At 45.5% G+C, this 17,286-nt stretch carries 14 protein-coding genes, 1 pseudogene and 1 riboswitch; of the genes and pseudogenes, 1 reads left to right on the top strand and 14 read right to left on the bottom strand.

What is annotated here, in order from left to right; all coding sequences use genetic code 11:
- Positions 1–263: 263 nt before the first annotated feature.
- Positions 264–2,192: a 5'-nucleotidase C-terminal domain-containing protein gene (locus tag BK582_RS08140; RefSeq protein WP_078594113.1), complete on the top strand. Its 1,929-nt coding sequence runs from the start codon at positions 264–266 to the stop codon at positions 2,190–2,192.
- Between the two features lie 91 nt (positions 2,193–2,283).
- Here BK582_RS08140 and fabG read toward each other — a convergent pair whose 3' ends face one another.
- The 14 genes and pseudogenes from fabG to BK582_RS08070 form a co-directional block, all read right to left on the bottom strand.
- Positions 2,284–3,024, bottom strand: a complete 741-nt coding sequence (gene fabG, locus BK582_RS08135) for a 3-oxoacyl-ACP reductase FabG (protein ID WP_078594111.1) — start codon at positions 3,022–3,024, stop codon at positions 2,284–2,286.
- Positions 3,025–3,142: 118 nt separating this feature from the next.
- Positions 3,143–4,048: an intracellular short-chain-length polyhydroxyalkanoate depolymerase gene (gene phaZ / locus BK582_RS08130; protein ID WP_078594109.1), complete on the bottom strand. Its 906-nt coding sequence runs from the start codon at positions 4,046–4,048 to the stop codon at positions 3,143–3,145.
- A 4-nt stretch (positions 4,049–4,052) separates the two neighbouring features.
- A complete protein-coding gene (locus tag BK582_RS08125; RefSeq protein ID WP_078594107.1) occupies positions 4,053–7,289 on the bottom strand; it encodes a winged helix-turn-helix domain-containing protein in 3,237 nt (1,078 codons plus the stop codon).
- A 74-nt stretch (positions 7,290–7,363) separates the two neighbouring features.
- The gene (locus tag BK582_RS08120) at positions 7,364–8,872 is read right to left on the bottom strand and encodes a class I adenylate-forming enzyme family protein (protein WP_078594105.1); all 1,509 of its coding nucleotides are present in this window, start codon (positions 8,870–8,872) and stop codon (positions 7,364–7,366) included.
- On the bottom strand, positions 8,869–9,906 hold the full coding sequence (locus tag BK582_RS08115) for a 3-oxoacyl-ACP synthase (RefSeq protein WP_244895365.1): 1,038 nt from the start codon (positions 9,904–9,906) through the stop codon (positions 8,869–8,871). Before BK582_RS08115 ends, BK582_RS08120 begins: the two co-directional genes overlap by 4 nt.
- 161 nt (positions 9,907–10,067) lie before the next feature.
- On the bottom strand, positions 10,068–10,259 hold the full coding sequence (locus BK582_RS08110; RefSeq protein WP_078594101.1) for a hypothetical protein: 192 nt from the start codon (positions 10,257–10,259) through the stop codon (positions 10,068–10,070).
- Complete coding sequence (locus BK582_RS08105) at positions 10,256–11,320, bottom strand: branched-chain amino acid ABC transporter permease (RefSeq protein WP_244895364.1); 1,065 nt, start codon at positions 11,318–11,320, stop codon at positions 10,256–10,258. Before BK582_RS08105 ends, BK582_RS08110 begins: the two co-directional genes overlap by 4 nt.
- Positions 11,321–11,324: 4 nt before the next feature.
- On the bottom strand, positions 11,325–12,212 hold the full coding sequence (locus BK582_RS08100) for a branched-chain amino acid ABC transporter permease (protein WP_078594099.1): 888 nt from the start codon (positions 12,210–12,212) through the stop codon (positions 11,325–11,327).
- Between the two features lie 24 nt (positions 12,213–12,236).
- Positions 12,237–12,935, bottom strand: coding sequence for an ABC transporter ATP-binding protein (locus BK582_RS08095; RefSeq protein ID WP_078594097.1), 699 nt, complete (start codon positions 12,933–12,935; stop codon positions 12,237–12,239).
- Positions 12,928–13,689, bottom strand: a complete 762-nt coding sequence (locus BK582_RS08090) for an ABC transporter ATP-binding protein (protein WP_078594095.1) — start codon at positions 13,687–13,689, stop codon at positions 12,928–12,930. The genes BK582_RS08095 and BK582_RS08090 overlap by 8 nt, the downstream gene beginning before the upstream one ends.
- A gap of 28 nt (positions 13,690–13,717) precedes the next feature.
- A complete protein-coding gene (locus tag BK582_RS08085; protein ID WP_078594093.1) occupies positions 13,718–14,920 on the bottom strand; it encodes a substrate-binding domain-containing protein in 1,203 nt (400 codons plus the stop codon).
- Positions 14,921–15,358: 438 nt separating this feature from the next.
- A pseudogene (locus BK582_RS08080) lies at positions 15,359–15,934 on the bottom strand (peptide-methionine (S)-S-oxide reductase MsrA); the annotation flags it as partial.
- Between the two features lie 276 nt (positions 15,935–16,210).
- Positions 16,211–16,342 carry a DNA-binding anti-repressor SinI gene (gene sinI / locus BK582_RS08075; protein ID WP_078594089.1) on the bottom strand — a complete coding sequence of 44 codons (132 nt, stop codon included), beginning with the start codon at positions 16,340–16,342 and terminating at the stop codon, positions 16,211–16,213.
- Between the two features lie 29 nt (positions 16,343–16,371).
- A riboswitch (cyclic di-GMP riboswitch) is annotated at positions 16,372–16,477 on the bottom strand.
- A gap of 66 nt (positions 16,478–16,543) precedes the next feature.
- Complete coding sequence (locus BK582_RS08070; protein WP_078594087.1) at positions 16,544–17,263, bottom strand: response regulator transcription factor; 720 nt, start codon at positions 17,261–17,263, stop codon at positions 16,544–16,546.
- Between the last annotated feature and the right edge of the window lie 23 nt (positions 17,264–17,286).

The following is a 17,286-nucleotide window of genomic DNA, read 5'->3' as shown; positions in this document are numbered from 1 at the left end:
CCTGTTTTAACTTTATTTCCTGTCGATCACAGAATTTTCTACATATATTTATCTGACAAAGCATGAATAATGGACTAGTGATATAACCTTAAATTGTTAACAAATCCCTCGTTTCCAGGAACATTATCATAGTTAAAAGTCCTGTCTGCTCTTTTTTTGATGAGACCGGAAAAAACCTTATGTCTCTTAGCTCATACAAATTTCACTTTTTCTCTTATATACTGAAAGCGATTGCAATTTAATAGAGGAAAGGGGAATTTTTTGTGAAAAAAAGTATTATTACCCTCCTGTCAACTTTATTACTTTTGTCACTTGTAGTGCAGCCTGCTGCAGCCTCCAAACCAGGCCATGTGACAAAAGGGGAGTTTCTCACTGGACTCCTTGATACCATGGGAGTAGACACTGCACCTTATGCTGATACAGAGGACGTTACCTTTACTGATGTGCCGGATGAGCTTGCTCCTTACCTGGATGCAGCGATGAGATTAGACATTATTGATGAAACAGAAGATGATGTATTCGGGGCCAACGAAAAAATCACGAGGGAACAGGCATATGTTTTTCTTGTAAGATCGTTGAATTTAATGAATGAATATGACCATTCCTATCTCAATCAGTTCAGAGACGCAAACGCTGTAAGTAATGAGGCAAGAGATGAGCTTGCTGCTGCCAGCGCACTGGATCTGGTAGTGGGCCATCCTGGACATGTACTGCGTCCAAACGCTCCATTAAAAGCGGGCGATATGGCCGATATGCTTGCGCGATACGCGGACAACTTTGACCGTATATCGATTGTAGCGACTAACGATATGCACGGACGTATTCTCCACAATGAGGAAAACGGAGAAATGGGTATGGCAAGAATCGCGGCGATTACTGAACAGGTTCGAGCCGCAAATGATGATACCTTCCTTTTTGACATTGGTGATACTTTCCACGGAACTAACTATGTTAACTTCAGTGAAGGGGCTGCGGCTGTTAATCTCATGAATGCAATGGGTTACGATGCTATGGTCCTTGGAAATCATGATTTTAACTTTGGCCAGGAGCGTCTTCATGAATTAATGGAGATGGCTGATTTCCCTGTAATGAGCGGAAATGTTACTTATGAGGAGACTGGTGAGTTTTTAACTGATCCTTATGATATCGTAGAAGTTAACGGAAAAGAGATCGCCCTGATTGCTATTACAGCACAGGATACAACGGTAAAAACAGCTCCTGCAAATCTGGAAGGGCTTCACATTGAATATGAGCTTCCTGCCCTTCAGTCATTAGTAGAGGAAGTACAGGACGAAGTGGACCATATTTTTGTTTTATCCCACTCAGGGTATGATGTTGAAATGGAGCTCGCCCAGGAGATAGATGGAGTAGACCTGATTTTGGGCGGACATAGCCATACTACTTTGGAATACCCTCAGCTCCATGATGGAACTTATATAACACAAGCGTGGGAATACGGCAAAGCGTTAAGCATTAACCATGTTCTATTTTACGAAGACGATCTTGTAGGTATTAATGGTTTCCTTGCCCGTGACCATGCTGGCCTTGATGAAGAACCGGCAATTCAAAGCATGCTTGAAAACATTGAGGCGGAAGTAAGAGAAGCAATGGATGAGGTTATTGCAACTATTGATGTCGATCTCAATGGTGAACGTTCTCTTGTTCGCACACAGGAAACTAATCTTGGCAACTTAATTACTGATGCCATGAGAGACCTCACCGGTGCGGATGTTGCCTTTACTAACGGCGGCGGAATCAGAGACAGTATTTCTGCTGGTGACGTAACAATTGGCGATGTTATTACTGCATTCCCGTTCTCCAACTTTGTGGTGGAAATTGAAGTTACCGGAGCAGATCTCCTCCAAAGTGCAGAACACGGGGCACGATTATATCCAGCGGAAAACGGCGGGTTCTTCCACGTTTCCGGAATGAGCTATACATTTGATCCTTCCCGCCCGGCTGGCGACAGGGTCATTGAAATGTATATTGGCGGAGAGCCGGTAGACCCGGAAGCTACTTATACTGCTGCTACGAATGACTTTATGGCGAGCGGTGGAGACGGGTATGAGTGGCTTGCCAGTGCACCGGTAACTTCCGATACAGGCCAGCTTCTGAGTGAAGTGCTGATAGATTATCTTCAGAGAGAAGATATTCAGATACCTGGAGTGGAAGGAAGAATTAACGTCCAGTAAAACCCGTATAATATCAGAAACAGAAGCCTGCCCTTAGATGAGGGGCAGGCTTTCTGTTTGTTTGAAAAATGATGCGCATGCTCATATCAGCTCAGATTACAAGTCCCCCGGTTACTTCAAGCACTGTTCCGTTTACGTAAGCAGCTTCTTCTGAGGAGAGGAATAGGTAAGCATTCGCGATATCTTCCGGCCTGCCAAGCTTTTTTAACGGTACCTTCTCAATGAGGGTCTCCATAATCTTCTCCGGTACAGAAGCAACCATCGCTGTATCCACGAATCCTGGAGCAACGGCATTTACACGGATTCCTTTCGGGCCCAGTTCTTTTGCCCATGTTTTCGTCATTCCAATAACCCCTGCCTTAGTGGCGGCATAGTTTGTCTGGCCTACATTTCCGTGTACGCCTACTACCGAAGAAGTATTTATTATACTGCCGCTCCCCAGGGCGGTCATATAGGGAAGAACCGCCTGTGTACAATGAAACACACCACTAAGGTTCACATCAATCACTTGCTGCCATTGCTCTTTAGACAGTTTCTTGAGCATCGCGTCCCTTGTAATCCCCGCATTGTTAATCAATATATCAATTTTTCCAAATTGGTCTGTAACCTGTTCCGCCATTTGTTCAGCACTATGAGGATCTGCAACATTCACTTTCACAAAAATACAGTCTATGCCAGATTCCCTCAGTTCTGCTGCAGTTTTTTCCCCTTCGTCTTCGCTAAAGTCGGCGATGGCAACTTTCGCCCCTTCTTTACCGAACAACCTCGCTGTTTCACTGCCAATACCGCCTGCTCCTCCAGTAATAATCGCAACTTTGTCTTTGAGCTTCATAATACCCTTCTCCCTTTATACCATTTTATTAATTTTGCTATATTAAACTTAAATGTTGATTTTTTCACTACAGGACGCTCGCTACAATCAATACAAGTGTAAAAATTGTCATGGCTCTTTAACAAAGGTATGATTTCAAGAACTTCTCGGTTTCGGCTATTAAACCCTCCAGGTCATCTATTAATGGAGAGTGTCCGCTGTTTTTCAGCAAAACAAATTCCGCTTTATCTCCAAAGTCCTCCAGAATTTCATCTGTCATCTTCCTTGAAACTACACGATCATTTTCTCCCCACAGCACTAAAACAGGGGCTTTTATGTTGTCCACCTCTCCAGTTCCTTCTGTCAGTCCGTTATGATGGCGGCTCATATTAAATCTGTTATTTGCGTAATAAATATCCAGAAGGTTGCGCTGAGTAAGCATATCTTCCAGATACTCTTCATATTTCTCTTCCTCAGGTTTGTTATGTGTATAAATCAGGCTGTCCCAGACCGTGCGCAGCATGTCTTTATTTCTTGTGGCATAAGCTCCGGAAAGAGGGATGTATCTGACCGGATCTCCTTTGATTTCTTCCTTCGTTTTTAAACGTTCGGAAAGTACAGGTTCCCCTGCTTCGTTCACTCTGTATAACGGAAACCCTCTTGTAGAAAGGGATGCAAGGAGAACCAGCTTTTCTGTCATCTGTGGATAGTCCGCCGCGAATTGCATAGCTGCACCTCCTCCAGTTGACCAGCCCATTAAAAACATACGGCTTATGCCCAGTTTATCCACAAATTGTTTCAAATCCCCCGCAAGTTCTTTCAGAGAATCAAAGCTTTGATGATAGGTGGAAATACCGAACCCCCGCAAATCAACCCCGTAAACTTTAAATTCCGGAGACAGACGTTCCATCAATATATCCCAGTGTTTAGAGGACTGCATGTTGCCATGCACCAGAAGAAGTACCTTATCCCCCCCGCTCCGTTCCCTGTAGCCTAAAGTCTCGCCATTATCAAGTTCAACAGACTTCAATACTATCTCCGCCATTTTCTTATACACCCTCCAATAACTGTTCATAATCTTCCAGTGTTTTTCTCATAGGCTGGACTCCCAGTTCTTCTAATAACGTTTTCCGGCACCTCTCAAACCATTTGATAGCCATGGAACGGTTATTTTTCATCATATAGCATTTCATAAGCAGTCTGTATGCTTCTTCCCAGCATTTATCTTTTGCGATGATCTGTTCACACAAGTCGATTGCTTCGTAAAACTGGCTGCTTTCGATACAAAGTTCCGCAAGCCGTTCAGCTCCCCGCAGGAAAAGCACTTGAAGCCGCTCTCTTTCTTCAATACACCAATCGTCACTGCTTCGCTCTGGGAGATAGTCCCCTTTATATGCCTGAAGGCCGTTTCTTAAGAATGCGGCAGCTTTCTCACTGTCTTTTTCCCCAAGCCCTTTCATTACTCCGCTTTCGAAAGTAATCGTATCAAGCTCAAAAGGCGCGGCCAGGTTTATTCCATAGGAAGAAGCATGCCTCTGGATAAAGAAAGGCTGGCTGCGGGCTTTTCGCTTAGGCTCTAAAACCTTATTCAGAGCGTTCAGCGCCACTTTAAAATCACGTTCTGCTACCTTTCCATCCTGGTCCTCCCAGAGGATAAGAAAAACCTCTTCTTTTGGAAGAAGATATTTACGTTTAGTAATAAACAGCTGCAGCAGTTCCTTTGATTTCTCCCGTTTCCAGCTTTTTTCCGAAACAAGCTCATCACCCAGATACACAGAAAAACCTCCAAGTGTGTTAATTCTTAAGGTGTATCCTGGGTGGTTTTCAACATCTTCAATTCCCATGTTAATAAGAAGCCGGTCCAGATAGGAATCATCCAGTATTTGCTGCTGGGCATCAAGCAGCATTGGGGAAAGCTTCTGCACATCCCCTGGGCCAAGTAAGCACCTCTCCTGGAAGAGGTGATCATAACCCTCATTTTCAACGAGTTTAAGCATATGGCTGATAGAAGTGAAAAAAGTCTGCCAATCCTGCCGCTGATGGGCCAGGAAGGACTCCCACAGGAGAGTGACTGCAAGGCCATGGCTGTCGCCGCATCTTTGAAAACCACTTCGGCACATGGCAAATTCCTCACCGGCTTCCGGGTACTTTTCTGAAGTTAAAAAACTGATGCCCCTGCTGACCCGTATCAGGCTGGACAGCCAAAGGTCATCCACTTTTTCAGTTTCCTGCAAAGCGGCTTCCGAATATTGCAAGGCAAGCTTAAGGTTTTTCCTGCGGCCGTAAAGGAAGCTGAGCCCCATAAGCGGTTCTGCTTTTCCCCGGGACATATTGATTTCTTCCATGATCGAGAGGGCTGTCTTATAGCATTGCTCAGCAAGCTTTGTATCTCCCTCATTCGTCAGCTGGACCGCATGCCCCATCCTGATCCACCCGCAGGCTTCTACATAAGGGGACTTGTTTTCCACCCCCTGCATAATTCCTCGTTCCGCGCTTTCTTTAGCTTTCTGCCCATCTCCAAGAAAAGCGTAGACTAAGGAAAGCAGCAGCTCCCTTTCCCTGTGGGACCTGGGAAGCCGTTCCATTTTTCCGCTCCCATCCAGAAACAGTGGTTTCTCCAGTATCTTAAGAGCGGAAGCAAACCTTCCCGTCCTTAAGTGGATCCTTGCTTCAAGCTCTTCTTCATAGAAATCCAGGTGAATTTTACGGCTTTTTCCATACCAATGCTCTGCTTCCTTAGCTCTGCCTGAGTTGATGGAGTTCTCCGCCATTAATGTGTAAAGATGGATCAGCCGGCCGGAATCCCCGTTGTATTCCTGCTCCTCCAGATCTATTACTTTCCTGAGCCACTGTTCAGCCTGTTTTGGCTGAATCGTGTCCAGATAAATTTTAGCGATTCCCTCTAGGCCAAGGCTTTCTCCCTCGAGATCCCCGGCAGCTTCCGCTTTATCCTGTGCACGTTTATAACAAATCAGAGCCAGCTCATACTTTGAGCGATACCGGTAAATATCCCCTTCAAAAATCCAGAGCTTATGATAAGTGTCTTTAATCGTTTCCGGTATGCTGTTCAGTATATGAAAAAGGCTTTCGAGGCTCGCCCGCTTCATCATTAAGTCGCCTTGTTCGTGAAGCAGTCTGGCAATAGAGTAATTGTCGTTGTTCTTCCTATAATGGTGCACGGCCTCTTCCGTCTGCCGACAATCAGCAAAATAATCCCCTGCCCGTTTATGGAGGGAATCAGCAAGCTTTCCCTGATCTTTCAACTGCTCATATAAAAAATCCTTAAATAAACTATGGTAACGGTACTGGCTGCCTCCTTCCGGAATTAAAAATAGATTTTTATGAATCAGATAATTGATCATTTCCCCCGCATCATGCCTTTTAAATATTCCTGCGCACGTTTCTGCAGTAATGGTGTCGAGAATGGATGACTGCTTCAGGAAGGATTGTACGTTTTCAGGCTGTTTCTCCATCACTTCCATGGCCATAAACGAAAACAGATCAACCATACTACCAGTGTTTTTGTCTAAAATTTCCGATAATTCAAGACCTTCGTTCAGCTGCTGCCAGATCATCTGAATCGCAATGATCCAGCCTTCCGTCCTTTCATAGATTCTGCCGGCGGCGTTATCAGGAAGCCTGTAGCCATAATGGTCTTCAAACAGTACTTCAATCTCCTCTTTACTGAAGCTGAGATCTTTCTCAGACAGCTCACACAGCTTCCCCTTCATTTTGAGGGCTGTCAGCTGTTCCCATCCTGGTCTGGACCTGCCTGATAAAACAAGATGGATATGCTCGGGCATATGAAGGATAAACCATTTAATGAAAGTTTCTATATCCCTGGAGTTTTCAACAAGATGGAAGTCGTCAATTACGAGGAGGATTTCTTCCTCAAGGGCAAACAATTCGTTGCTAAACTTGCCACAGGCAGCATAAATATCCTGTTCTCCTGCCATCTGGAGCTTCTGAAAGAACTCCGATTCCAGTTCCCGGGCAAAGGCAGGAAATTCCGCACGCACTGATTCCACAATATAATGAAAGAAACGGAACAAATGATTATCATGCTCCGTTACGCTGTACCAGCAGTAAGTGTACTTTTCAGAGCGAAGGAAAGAAGCCAGTGCCGTGCTTTTTCCAGACCCGGGCCCTGAATGAATTAGTGTCACTGCATTTTTTCCAATCTCCTTAAAACGCCTGCTCAATGCTGAACGGAACAGAATATGGTCAGTAATCCTGGGAGGAACCAGCTTTGTTTTTAAAATCTGTCCATATAAGGAATTCATCATTCAGGCACCTTCCCTCATGCAAAACTTAACTTTCTTTCAGCCTTTTGCCAGTTATTTGCACACTAAATGGCGGATCATCCGCTTTCTGTCGGAGCATACGCAGATACCAGCTGCTTTTTATCTATCTTTCCTACAGGAGTAACAGGCAGTCTGTCAGTTATATATACTCTCTTTGGCACTTTATAACGGGCGAGCCGCTTAGCACAGTACTCTTCAATGGCATGAATTGTTACCATTTTCCCATCGTAAGGAACAACGATTGCGGTGACGATTTCGCCCCATCTTTCATCTGGTATGCCTACAACAGCGATGTCTTTTACAGCAGGATGCTCATTGATCACCTGCTCCACTTCCTGAGGATATACGTTTTCCCCTCCGGTAATCACCATATCCTTTTTCCTGCCTAAAATATAATAGTCCCCGTCCTTATCCTGCCTTGCCATATCTCCGGTGAGAAGCCAGCTTCCTTTGAATGCTCCGGCTGTTTCTTTTTCATTCTTCCAGTAGTTACTAAATACATGTTCGCCATAAACTGCCAGTTCCCCTGCTTCTCCCTGGCTTACCGTCCGGAATTGATCATCTACAATTCTCACAGAGTTGTAAACCATGGGCTTTCCTACCGTTCCTGGTTTCAGCCGTGCACGTTCTGTAGGTATAAAAAAATTATTCGGCCCTGCTTCCGTTAAGCCGTACCCTTCTTTAAACGGAAGTCCCTTCTTTGCAAATGCCTGGTAAACAGATAGTGGACACGGAGCCCCTCCGGATAAAAATGCTTTCATTTCAGGAAAAAGGGCTTGTCTGAAAGCTTCACTCTGGATTAGGTCATGATACATTGTCGGGACCAGGAGAACGAGCGTGCATCCATATTTCCGCAACAGTTCAACAGACCTGTCTGGTTCAAACCCGGAAGCGAGCACCACTTTGCCTCCAGCAAATAAAACAGGCAATGTGAGGGCGTTTATCCCTCCAGTATGGAACATAGGCATAACAGAAAGGGTTACATCGTCAGAACTGATTTCCCAGCTGATAATTGTATTTACTGCATTTGTATACACACATCGGTTAGTAAGGACTACCCCTTTCGGTTTTCCTGTCGTTCCCCCGGTGTAAATGATCATCCAGGGGGCATCCATGCTCACAAAAGCCGCTTCCGGACGGCTGGATCCCACATCGGATTCCAGCTCTGTATCAGGATCCGCGCCACCAGAAGAAATCTTTACCGGGCAATGGAGCAAGCTTGCTTTATCGCAAAATTTCTCATGGTAGATGAGAACGCGGGGGCTGCAGTCGGAAATGATATATGCGAGCTCCTCTTCTGCCAGACGCCAGTTCAGCGGGACAAAAACGGCTCCCATCCGTTTTGCGGCAAACATATAATCAATGGAGCTTATATGGTTTGGCCCAAGAAAAGCAATTCTGTCTCCATTTTGGACCCCTGCATTTTTAAGTTTCTCTTCTGCATATAAGCTTCTTACATACAGGTCCCTGTACGTCCACTCCTGCTCCGACTCACTATCCACGACACCTGTCTTCTCAGGAAACAAACGGGATCGTGCCTCGAGCCAGTCAACATCCCACTTCATTTTGACCGCCCCCATCTGATCGTATTGGCTGACCAGGCATAACCGATTCCTGCGCTTACCATGCTTATGACCATTCCATCCTGCAGCAAGCCTCTCTCCTCCGCTTTTTCCAGGGAGATAATCTGGTCAAACTGGCCCGCATGTCCCGTTGTATTTAAATATGCTGCCTGATCCTCTTTTAAGCCAAGTGATTTAAGGACATGGTTATGGGCAGACCGTTTCATATGAAGGATAGCCAGATAGTCCAGGTCGGATTCGGAAAACCCGCTCTTTGCCAGGGACTGCCGAATTACTTCCAGAAAATTATCCATTGATTTTTGCTCCAGGCGCTGTTTCATTCCTTCCGGATCAAGGACATCAAGCTGGTATGCACCTGATTCCAGCAGTTCTCCGGTTAACGGCTGTTTCGTTCCGCCTGCCGGAACATAAACATCTTCGGAAAAACTGCCGTCTGTTATTACCTCTGTCTCCAGAAGAATATTTTCCTCATGGTTTTTCTTTAATATAATTGCCCCTCCTCCTGCTGCGAGGTTATACATAAACCGGGTTCTGGGGTTTTCATAGTTAATAAAATCGCCGTTTCTGTATCCACCAGCCAGAAGTACAGTGTTTATTTCCTTGTCAGCCTGCATTAATGATTTGGCTACATGCATTGCCATTACCGTCGTGGAGCATCTTAAAGAAACATCAAAAGCCCATGCGTTGACGGCTCCCAGTTTCTTTTGCAGGTAGATTCCCGCAGTCCAGAGGGGATATTCTTTATGCTCTTCCCCAGTATAGATGATTAAGTCTATCTCCTCAGCTTCTATATTCGCCTTTGCGATCGCCCGCTCTGCGGCCCAAACTCCCATTTGAACAGTATGGTCATCCGGCCCCGGGACCGTTTTTTCCTTAATGCCCATTTTCTGCTCTACTACTTCAGCAGGCAGTCCGCTTAATCTGGCAATTTCTTTTCCTGTTATCCGGTCATCCGGCAAATACGATGCAAAACTGAGAATCCCTATTTGATCAATGAATCCATTGTTTGCTGCCAATTGATCCTGCCTCCTTTCCTCTGCCCATCGAGCTTGCATCTTCCCTTTCCTTTTCAGGCCACACTTACAGAGAGCAAAACTATTAGCCAGGTGAATCAATAATGTTGCTTTGTTGTTCGATTTACGCTTCAGACGGACGCTTTCTGCGGACATAGCTTCAACTAATTTTTGCCGGCTGATGTTTTCACTCTTTCAAGCTGGGTTTCTATGAAATGAGGCACTTCTTCAAGGGAAGATAAATAGTATTCCTCCTCTGTCTGTACATGGCGCAGTTTAATTCTCCGTTCCTGCTCTCCTTTGTCATTGTATGTTTCGATAATCCTGAGCACATAGGATGTGATATTTTGTGTCACAGAGAAGACCTCCTTGCTTTCCATTTCTGTCTGATCGTCCCCACAATTCCAGCTGGAAAGAACATTACGATAAGAATAAAAATTATCCCGAATAAGATAACCCATCTTTCAAATATAGGATGAACATCCCGAAGGCCCATCAGCCAGTGAGAGGAAATTTCAATAATTCCCGCTCCGACGATGGCTCCCACAAGGGTACCCACCCCGCCGATAACTGTCATCAGCAGTACATCAATGGTCAGTTCCACGCCAAGAACACTGTGCGGGTTTACAAACCTGATAGAAAAGGCGTACATAATTCCTGCAAGGCCTGCAATCACACCTGCAACCACATTGGAAATGAGCTTATAGTGAAGCACATTAAAGCCAAGGGATGCGACACGATTTTCATTTTCCCGGATAGCCTGCAAGGTCCTGCCAACAGGGGAATAGATGAAACGCCTCATTATTAAAAACATCGCTACGATGAATACAAGACCGAGGTAATAGACCGTCTGCCGGTCCAGCAGATTAATAAACCCGAATAGATTATTCGGTATGTCCGCCGTAAAGTTGAATCCATCGCTTCCCCGGGTCAGGCTGCGCCACTGTTCTGCAGCGATGAGAAATATCGTGGCGACCGCTAAGGTAATCAAAGCGTAGAAAGTATCTCTCAGCCTCAGGGATAACAAGCCTACAAAGAAGCTGACTATAAAACAGAGGACGATGGCAGCGGCAAGAGCCACAAGCACTCCTGCTTCTGCGTTATCAAAAAACCTCAGCGACAGTCCCATACTGTAGGCACCGATCCCAAAGAACATCGCGTGCCCGAAAGAAATGATTCCGGTGTACCCAAGGAGCAGATCATAGCTCATCGCAAACACACCGAGAATAAATATGTTGGTGAGCATAAATAATACCGAGTTGCTGCTTGTAAACAAAGGCACAGCCATCATGAGCAGCGTTACTGCGGCGAAAATCCAGTAATTCGGCTGCTTCATCAGTGTATTTCTCTGAAACTGCCGGGGCACGTCGGGAGTGGTTTCTGTTTTGTTTGGCATCTCGTTCAGATTTGATTTCATATCATCACCTCGTTGCTCCAAGTAGTCCTGTAGGTTTTACGAGCAGCACAACTGCCATGATAAGCATGTTTACCGCAAGAGCTCCTGGAGGAAAAAAATAAGCCATATACGCTTCCGACAGACCTACTAAAATGGCAGCAACTGCTGATCCGCCAACACTCCCCATACCTCCGATAGCCACTACAATAAAAGCAATGAGCATTAAATCCATGCCCATATTGGGGTTTATCTGCCCCTGGTAAGGCCCCCACAGAAATCCTCCAATACAGGCAAGTGTCGTACCGAAAATAAATACAAAAGTGAAAACCCGTCTTACATTGATTCCAAGAGCCTGCACCATCTCTTTATTTTCTACACCTGCCCTCACAACGAGGCCGATTTTAGATTTTTTCAGCATAATGAGCATTCCGACAAGCACAATGACACCGAAGGCGATAATAAACAGACGGTAATGCCCGAACAGAACGTTCATCATTTCCGTTCGCCCATCAAGCACCTGAGGTCTCCCCACCTGTATAACGTTGGAGCCCCAGAATACTCTCACAAGCTCCATCACTACGAGCATAACCCCGGTAGTTACGAGAATCTGGCGCAGATGGTCGCCATACACCTGTCTTATAGTTGTCCTCTCCACAATAAATCCAAGTATGATACCAATCACAGCTGCTGCAAGAAGCCCGAGTCCAAAGTAAAAAATACTCCAGCCGCCAGCCCAGCCCCCAAGCAGGATATACACATAAGTACCAGCATAGGCGCCGAACATAAACAAGGCGCCGTGGGCAAAGTTCAGTACAGACATTAAGCCGAAAATCAGAGAAAGCCCTGCGGCCAGAAGAAAGATCAGCATGCCCGTGGCGATACCGTTAAAAATTAATGTTAAATGCAGTTCCACAAACTCAGCTCCTTTCTTTTATTATCAGGAAATTCCAAGATATTTTTTCCGCAGCTCTTCGTCTTTCCTCAGCTGCTCCATTTCTCCCTGATATACCGTCCTGCCTTCGTCAAGGATGTAAAAATAGTCCCCAATCCTGCTTGCCATCATAAAATTTTGTTCAACGAGAAGGACTGTTGTATCGTTTTTAATAATCTGCAGAGCCTCCATTACTTTTTTCACCATAATCGGAGCAAGCCCCTTGGAAGGCTCATCGATAAGGAGAAGGGGCGTTTCATTTACGAGGGCTCTTCCAATGGAGAGCATCTGTTTCTGCCCGCCGGATAAATTTCCGCCTTTTCGTTTCCAGGCAGCCTTCAAGTCAGGAAACAGGCTTAAAATCCATTCCTGTCTTTCCAGAGTGGCTTTATCTTCCTTTCGCATTGCCACCCTCATATTTTCTTCCACTGTAAGTGTTCCGAAAATATCCTGGTCCTCCGGTACATAACCAATGCCTTTTTTAGCAGTTACGTATGGAGGCAGTGCCATAATGTTTTTTCCCTGAAACAGAATCTCTCCGGATTTAGCGGGAGTGAGCCCCATAATGGAGCGCATCGTCGTTGTTTTACCCGCCCCGTTTCTCCCGAGGATTACTGTCACCTGACCCTCGGGAACTTCGAACTCAACTCCTTGCAAAATATGAAACTGTTCGATATACGTCTGAAGCTGATTCACTTTAAGCATCCGCTATGTCACCTCCCAGGTAAGCCGACTGCACCTGCTCGTTCTTCATTATGTCTTCCGGATCTCCATCCGCCAGAAGCTTGCCATGAAACAGAACGGCAATAGAATCGGATAAATTAAGAACAAGTTCCATTTTGTGTTCGATGAGAATTATTGTCCTGTCCCTTTCATCGCGTATTTCTTTAATAAGCTCAATAATATCCGGTACTTCCTCCAGGGACATTCCCGCAGTCGGTTCATCAAGAAGGAGAACTTCCGAGTCAAGGGCAAGGAGTATAGCTATTTCCAGCTTTCGCTTTTCCCCGTGTGCCAGAGAAGCTGCGGGATGATCCGCCTTCTTGTCTAACTGCACCTTTTCGAGAAAACCCATCGCTTCGTCTTCAAGTCTGGAAAAATATTTAAAATGCCTGATCATGTTGTACATGATATTTTCTTTCGACTGGACAGCCAGCCTGACGTTTTCCAGGACTGAAAGGTTCGGGAAAACATTGGTTATCTGAAAGGAACGCCCTATACCTAATTTTGTACGCTTATGGGGCGGGAGCTTTTCGATTTCCTTTCCTTTAAAATAAACCTGCCCTGCTGAAGGTTTCAGCTGTCCCGAGATAAGGTTAAACACAGTTGTTTTTCCAGCACCGTTAGGGCCGATAATTGATTTAAGTTCTTTCTCCTTAATGGAGAGGGACACATGGTCCACGGCCGTGTGCCCCCCAAAATTAATCGTTAAATCTTTTGTTTCCAGTATCCCGCTCATTTTTTTATCCTCCTGGTCTGCCATGATTCTACTGATTACGGACCGGCGGTGCAGTTTCATCTGGTGAAAGCTCTCTTATCAGTACTGGAACCGGATAATCATAATCATCACTTTCCTCCAGCCTGACCGCATAAAGGGTCTGCATCGCCTGGTGATCCTCTTCTCTGAATGTCATCGGACCTTTAGGAGATTCAAATTCCATCCCTTTCATCACATCCCTCAGCTCATCTGCTTCAGTGTTTCCTCCACTCTGCTTCAAAGCCTCCACTACTGCTATCGCACTGGCCATTCCTCCTGCTGTAAACAGGTCCGGCACAGCTCCGTCGTGGCGTTCCATATGCTCTTCAACTAAATAATCATTAACTGGATTATCTGGAAGTGAATAATGGTAAACCGAAAACCCTTCCATACCAACGAGATCTCCCATCAGGTGCAGTGCTGCGATATCAGGTGCCCCAGTGGAAATTGTGATCCCCCTGTCCTTAATCCCCATGTCGGCAAAAGTTCCCCATGGGCTGTTCGCTCCGGCCCAGATAACGAATAAGTATTCCGGATCCGCTTCGATAACCCGCTGGACACTGGCAGTGAAGTCAGTTGCATCGATTGCCGGGTATTCTTCCAGCACGATTTCCGCTCCCAGATCTTCCGCTGCATCAATGAATGCTTCAGCCCCGTTTAACCCGAAAGCATTGTTTGGAGCATAGACCGCAATCCGTGTTCCTTCATCCGCGATTGCCGCCGCTCCTGCTACAGCATCCTGAGAGGAGTTACGGCCTGTTCTGAAAATATAAGGATTCCATTCCTCACCTGTGATTGCATCGGCTACTGCTGGCTCCACGACCATTATCCGCTCATAAGTTTCCGCCAGGGGTAAAACAGCCAGGGTGTCCCCGCTGTCCGCAGCTCCTACTAAAATATCAATCTCTTCGTCTTCGAAAAGTTCCGTTGCCTGCTGCACGGCCACCTGAGGATCTGTCTGAGTATCTCTGAGGATTACTTCTATTTCACGCCCTTCCACTTCCCGTGTCCCTTCAGTAGCGTAATCCAGACCGATTTCAAATCCGTTGATCATCTGGTTGCCGTATGCTTCCAGAAGACCTGTCTGGGAGGTGAGGACCCCCACTTTCACTGGAGAGCTTTCAGAGGCAGTTTCGTTATCCCCGCACGCAGTTAAAGCCAAAAGTGACAGCCCCGCCGCTGCTCCAAACCCAATTATCCGTTTAGTATTCATTACACATCCCCCTTTTTAGATAATTCATAATATTGCAAACCTATTGTATATGAAAGCGGTTACAAATTAGTTACACACAGAAAAACTGCAGAAGCTCTGTTTGTATAATGGCGGTCTGACGCTTTTGGCTAATTCAAGGGGTTCGTTTCGCGAATAGAAGGGCGCATTTCGCAACTAGAACCTCCATTTTCGCAACTAGACCTGGGATTTTCGCAACAAGGGGTTCGTTTCGCGAATAGAAGGGCGCATTTCGCAACTAGAACCTCCATTTTCGCAACTAGACCTGGGGGTGTGGCGACAAGGGGCTCGTTTCGCAAATAGAAGGGCGCAGTTCGCACCTAGAACCTCCATTTTCGCAACTAGACCCGGGGGGGGGGGGGCGCAATCACTCCAATAAAAAACAAGGCGAATGGATCCATTCGCCTTGTTTCCCCTCCCTTACCATTTAATTGACCGAATAGTGTTTGTTAATCTCGCTTTTTCTTCTTCAGGCAGCTCCCATTCCTGAACCTCCTCCTTGATTGCCGCTATTGACCCGAATCCTTTGATGAATCCGTTCAGCCGTGCGGCAAGTGTGGCGTTCACAAAGTCATCATGTTCCTCATACAGGCTCATCACCGCCTCAGTTGCAGACGCCCACCGTTTTAAATAATATTTTTGATGGTAATCCTCCGCCAGCCAGAACTCTCTCAAAGGGGATATTTCTGTTTCAATAAGCATCCCTTCTGATTTTTCAAATGCTTCTTTTTTCCTGAGAGCCTGTTCTTTTTGTTCCTCGGAAGAATACAGCAAAATAGACATGTACTGGCGTCCACCGTAGCCGTGTCGCCGAGGGTTATGGTTATACCAGAAATGTTCAAGGATCTCATTATAATCAATCACATTCGGATCAAAATCAATTTGCAGTGTTTCCGAATGGTCTCCCATTTTTCTGTAAGTCGGTTGCTCCGTTGTGTCTCCAGCGTAACCGACTCGTGTACTAACAACTCCTCTGAGATGACCGAACCGGGCATCAGGGCCCCAGAATCAGCCCATTCCAAACGTTGCTGTTTCAAGTGCATTTCTGTTATCTTCAGACATACTAAAAACCTCCCTAAGTTGATCCGAATATTCCTGCCTTCATCATATCTTGCTGGCTGCATCAAGCTTATTATTCTTCTGTTCCCTTCAATGCATTTAGTTATTCGTACAGGAAATTTATACCATAACAATTTTCGACATTATAAAAACAAAAAAACTGCATGCGCCTTTTCATTCACTGGCTGCCATGCAATATGAGCTGCAAAATGATTATGCCCTGTTCAGTTCTTTTTGCCCTTGAAAAAAGTTGCGGATTTCAGCTGGTGTCAGGCCAATTTTCTTTGCTTCGAGTAAAAGTTCCTCCCATTCTTTCTCAGTAGCAGTTTCGATTACCTTTTGCATTCACCCTTTCCTCCTTCCGCATTCGCCAACCAGGCGGCCCGGCTGTCATATGGCTCTTATCCATATTAAGGAAAGCAGCCCTTTAGACCCGAAGCTTTGCGTCCCTGCCTTTCAGCAGGTTTGCCCTTATCAGGAGGAGAAGCACCATAGTCTTCATTAAATTCACTATAATGAACCAAGGTTAAAAATAGGTAAAATATTTTAAATTTTTTGGACAATCGTTTCTGACGGGGCATTAAATTTATAACCAAACCCCCGCACCGTTTTAATAAATTCCGGCCGTGAAGGGTCCTTTTCTATCTTTTTTCGAAGCATACTTATATGAACCATGACTGTTTTCAGGTCGCCAAATTTATCTGATCCCCAAATTTGATCGTAAATCTGTTCGGCGCTGAATACCTGGTTAGGATGATTAATTAACAGCAGAAGAAGCTGGAGCTCTTTTGCATAAAGAATGAGTTTCTCACCCGATATGTATACTTCACAACTGCTGGTGTCAACCGAGAGTTCCCCATACTTCAGCACAGAGCTTTTAATTTTTCTTTCCGCCACTCTGGTGTTTCTTCGTAAATGGGCTTTTATTCTTGCCTCCAGCTCCGCCATGTTATACGGCTTCGTCATATAATCATCACCACCGCTCTCGAAACCCTTCACTTTATCAGCGGAATGCCTTTTTGCACTGAGAAATATAACCGGGGCATCTGTTATCTCTCTTACCTTCTCACATATTTCATAGCCGTTCATACCAGGAAGCATAATATCAAGCAGCATTAAGTCAGGACGGATTTCTTCAATTAGTTTAATTGCTTTCCTTCCATCTTCCGCGCTAAAAACATCATAGCCTTTTTGCGTAAGATACAGAGTCGTCAAATCCCTTATGCCCCTGTCATCTTCCGCAAGAATAATTTTTACCCCGGACACAGCGACATCTCCTTTCCATGTGT

Origin of the sequence: Evansella clarkii (assembly GCF_002019695.1) — a bacterium.
In the GTDB taxonomy this organism is placed as follows: Bacteria; Bacillota; Bacilli; order Bacillales; family Salisediminibacteriaceae; genus Evansella; species Evansella clarkii.
This window is presented reverse-complemented; position numbering and strand designations above follow the sequence as displayed.

Coding starts and splice junctions, on each gene's coding strand:
- fabG (WP_078594111.1), bottom strand. CDS start 3,024: ATGAAGCTCAAAGACAAAGTTGCGATTATTACTGGAGGAGCAGGCGGT.
- phaZ (WP_078594109.1), bottom strand. CDS start 4,048: ATGGCGGAGATAGTATTGAAGTCTGTTGAACTTGATAATGGCGAGACT.
- BK582_RS08125 (WP_078594107.1), bottom strand. CDS start 7,289: ATGATGAATTCCTTATATGGACAGATTTTAAAAACAAAGCTGGTTCCT.
- BK582_RS08120 (WP_078594105.1), bottom strand. CDS start 8,872: ATGAAGTGGGATGTTGACTGGCTCGAGGCACGATCCCGTTTGTTTCCT.
- BK582_RS08105 (WP_244895364.1), bottom strand. CDS start 11,320: ATGAAATCAAATCTGAACGAGATGCCAAACAAAACAGAAACCACTCCC.
- BK582_RS08095 (WP_078594097.1), bottom strand. CDS start 12,935: ATGCTTAAAGTGAATCAGCTTCAGACGTATATCGAACAGTTTCATATT.
- BK582_RS08090 (WP_078594095.1), bottom strand. CDS start 13,689: ATGAGCGGGATACTGGAAACAAAAGATTTAACGATTAATTTTGGGGGG.
- BK582_RS08085 (WP_078594093.1), bottom strand. CDS start 14,920: ATGAATACTAAACGGATAATTGGGTTTGGAGCAGCGGCGGGGCTGTCA.
- sinI (WP_078594089.1), bottom strand. CDS start 16,342: ATGCAAAAGGTAATCGAAACTGCTACTGAGAAAGAATGGGAGGAACTT.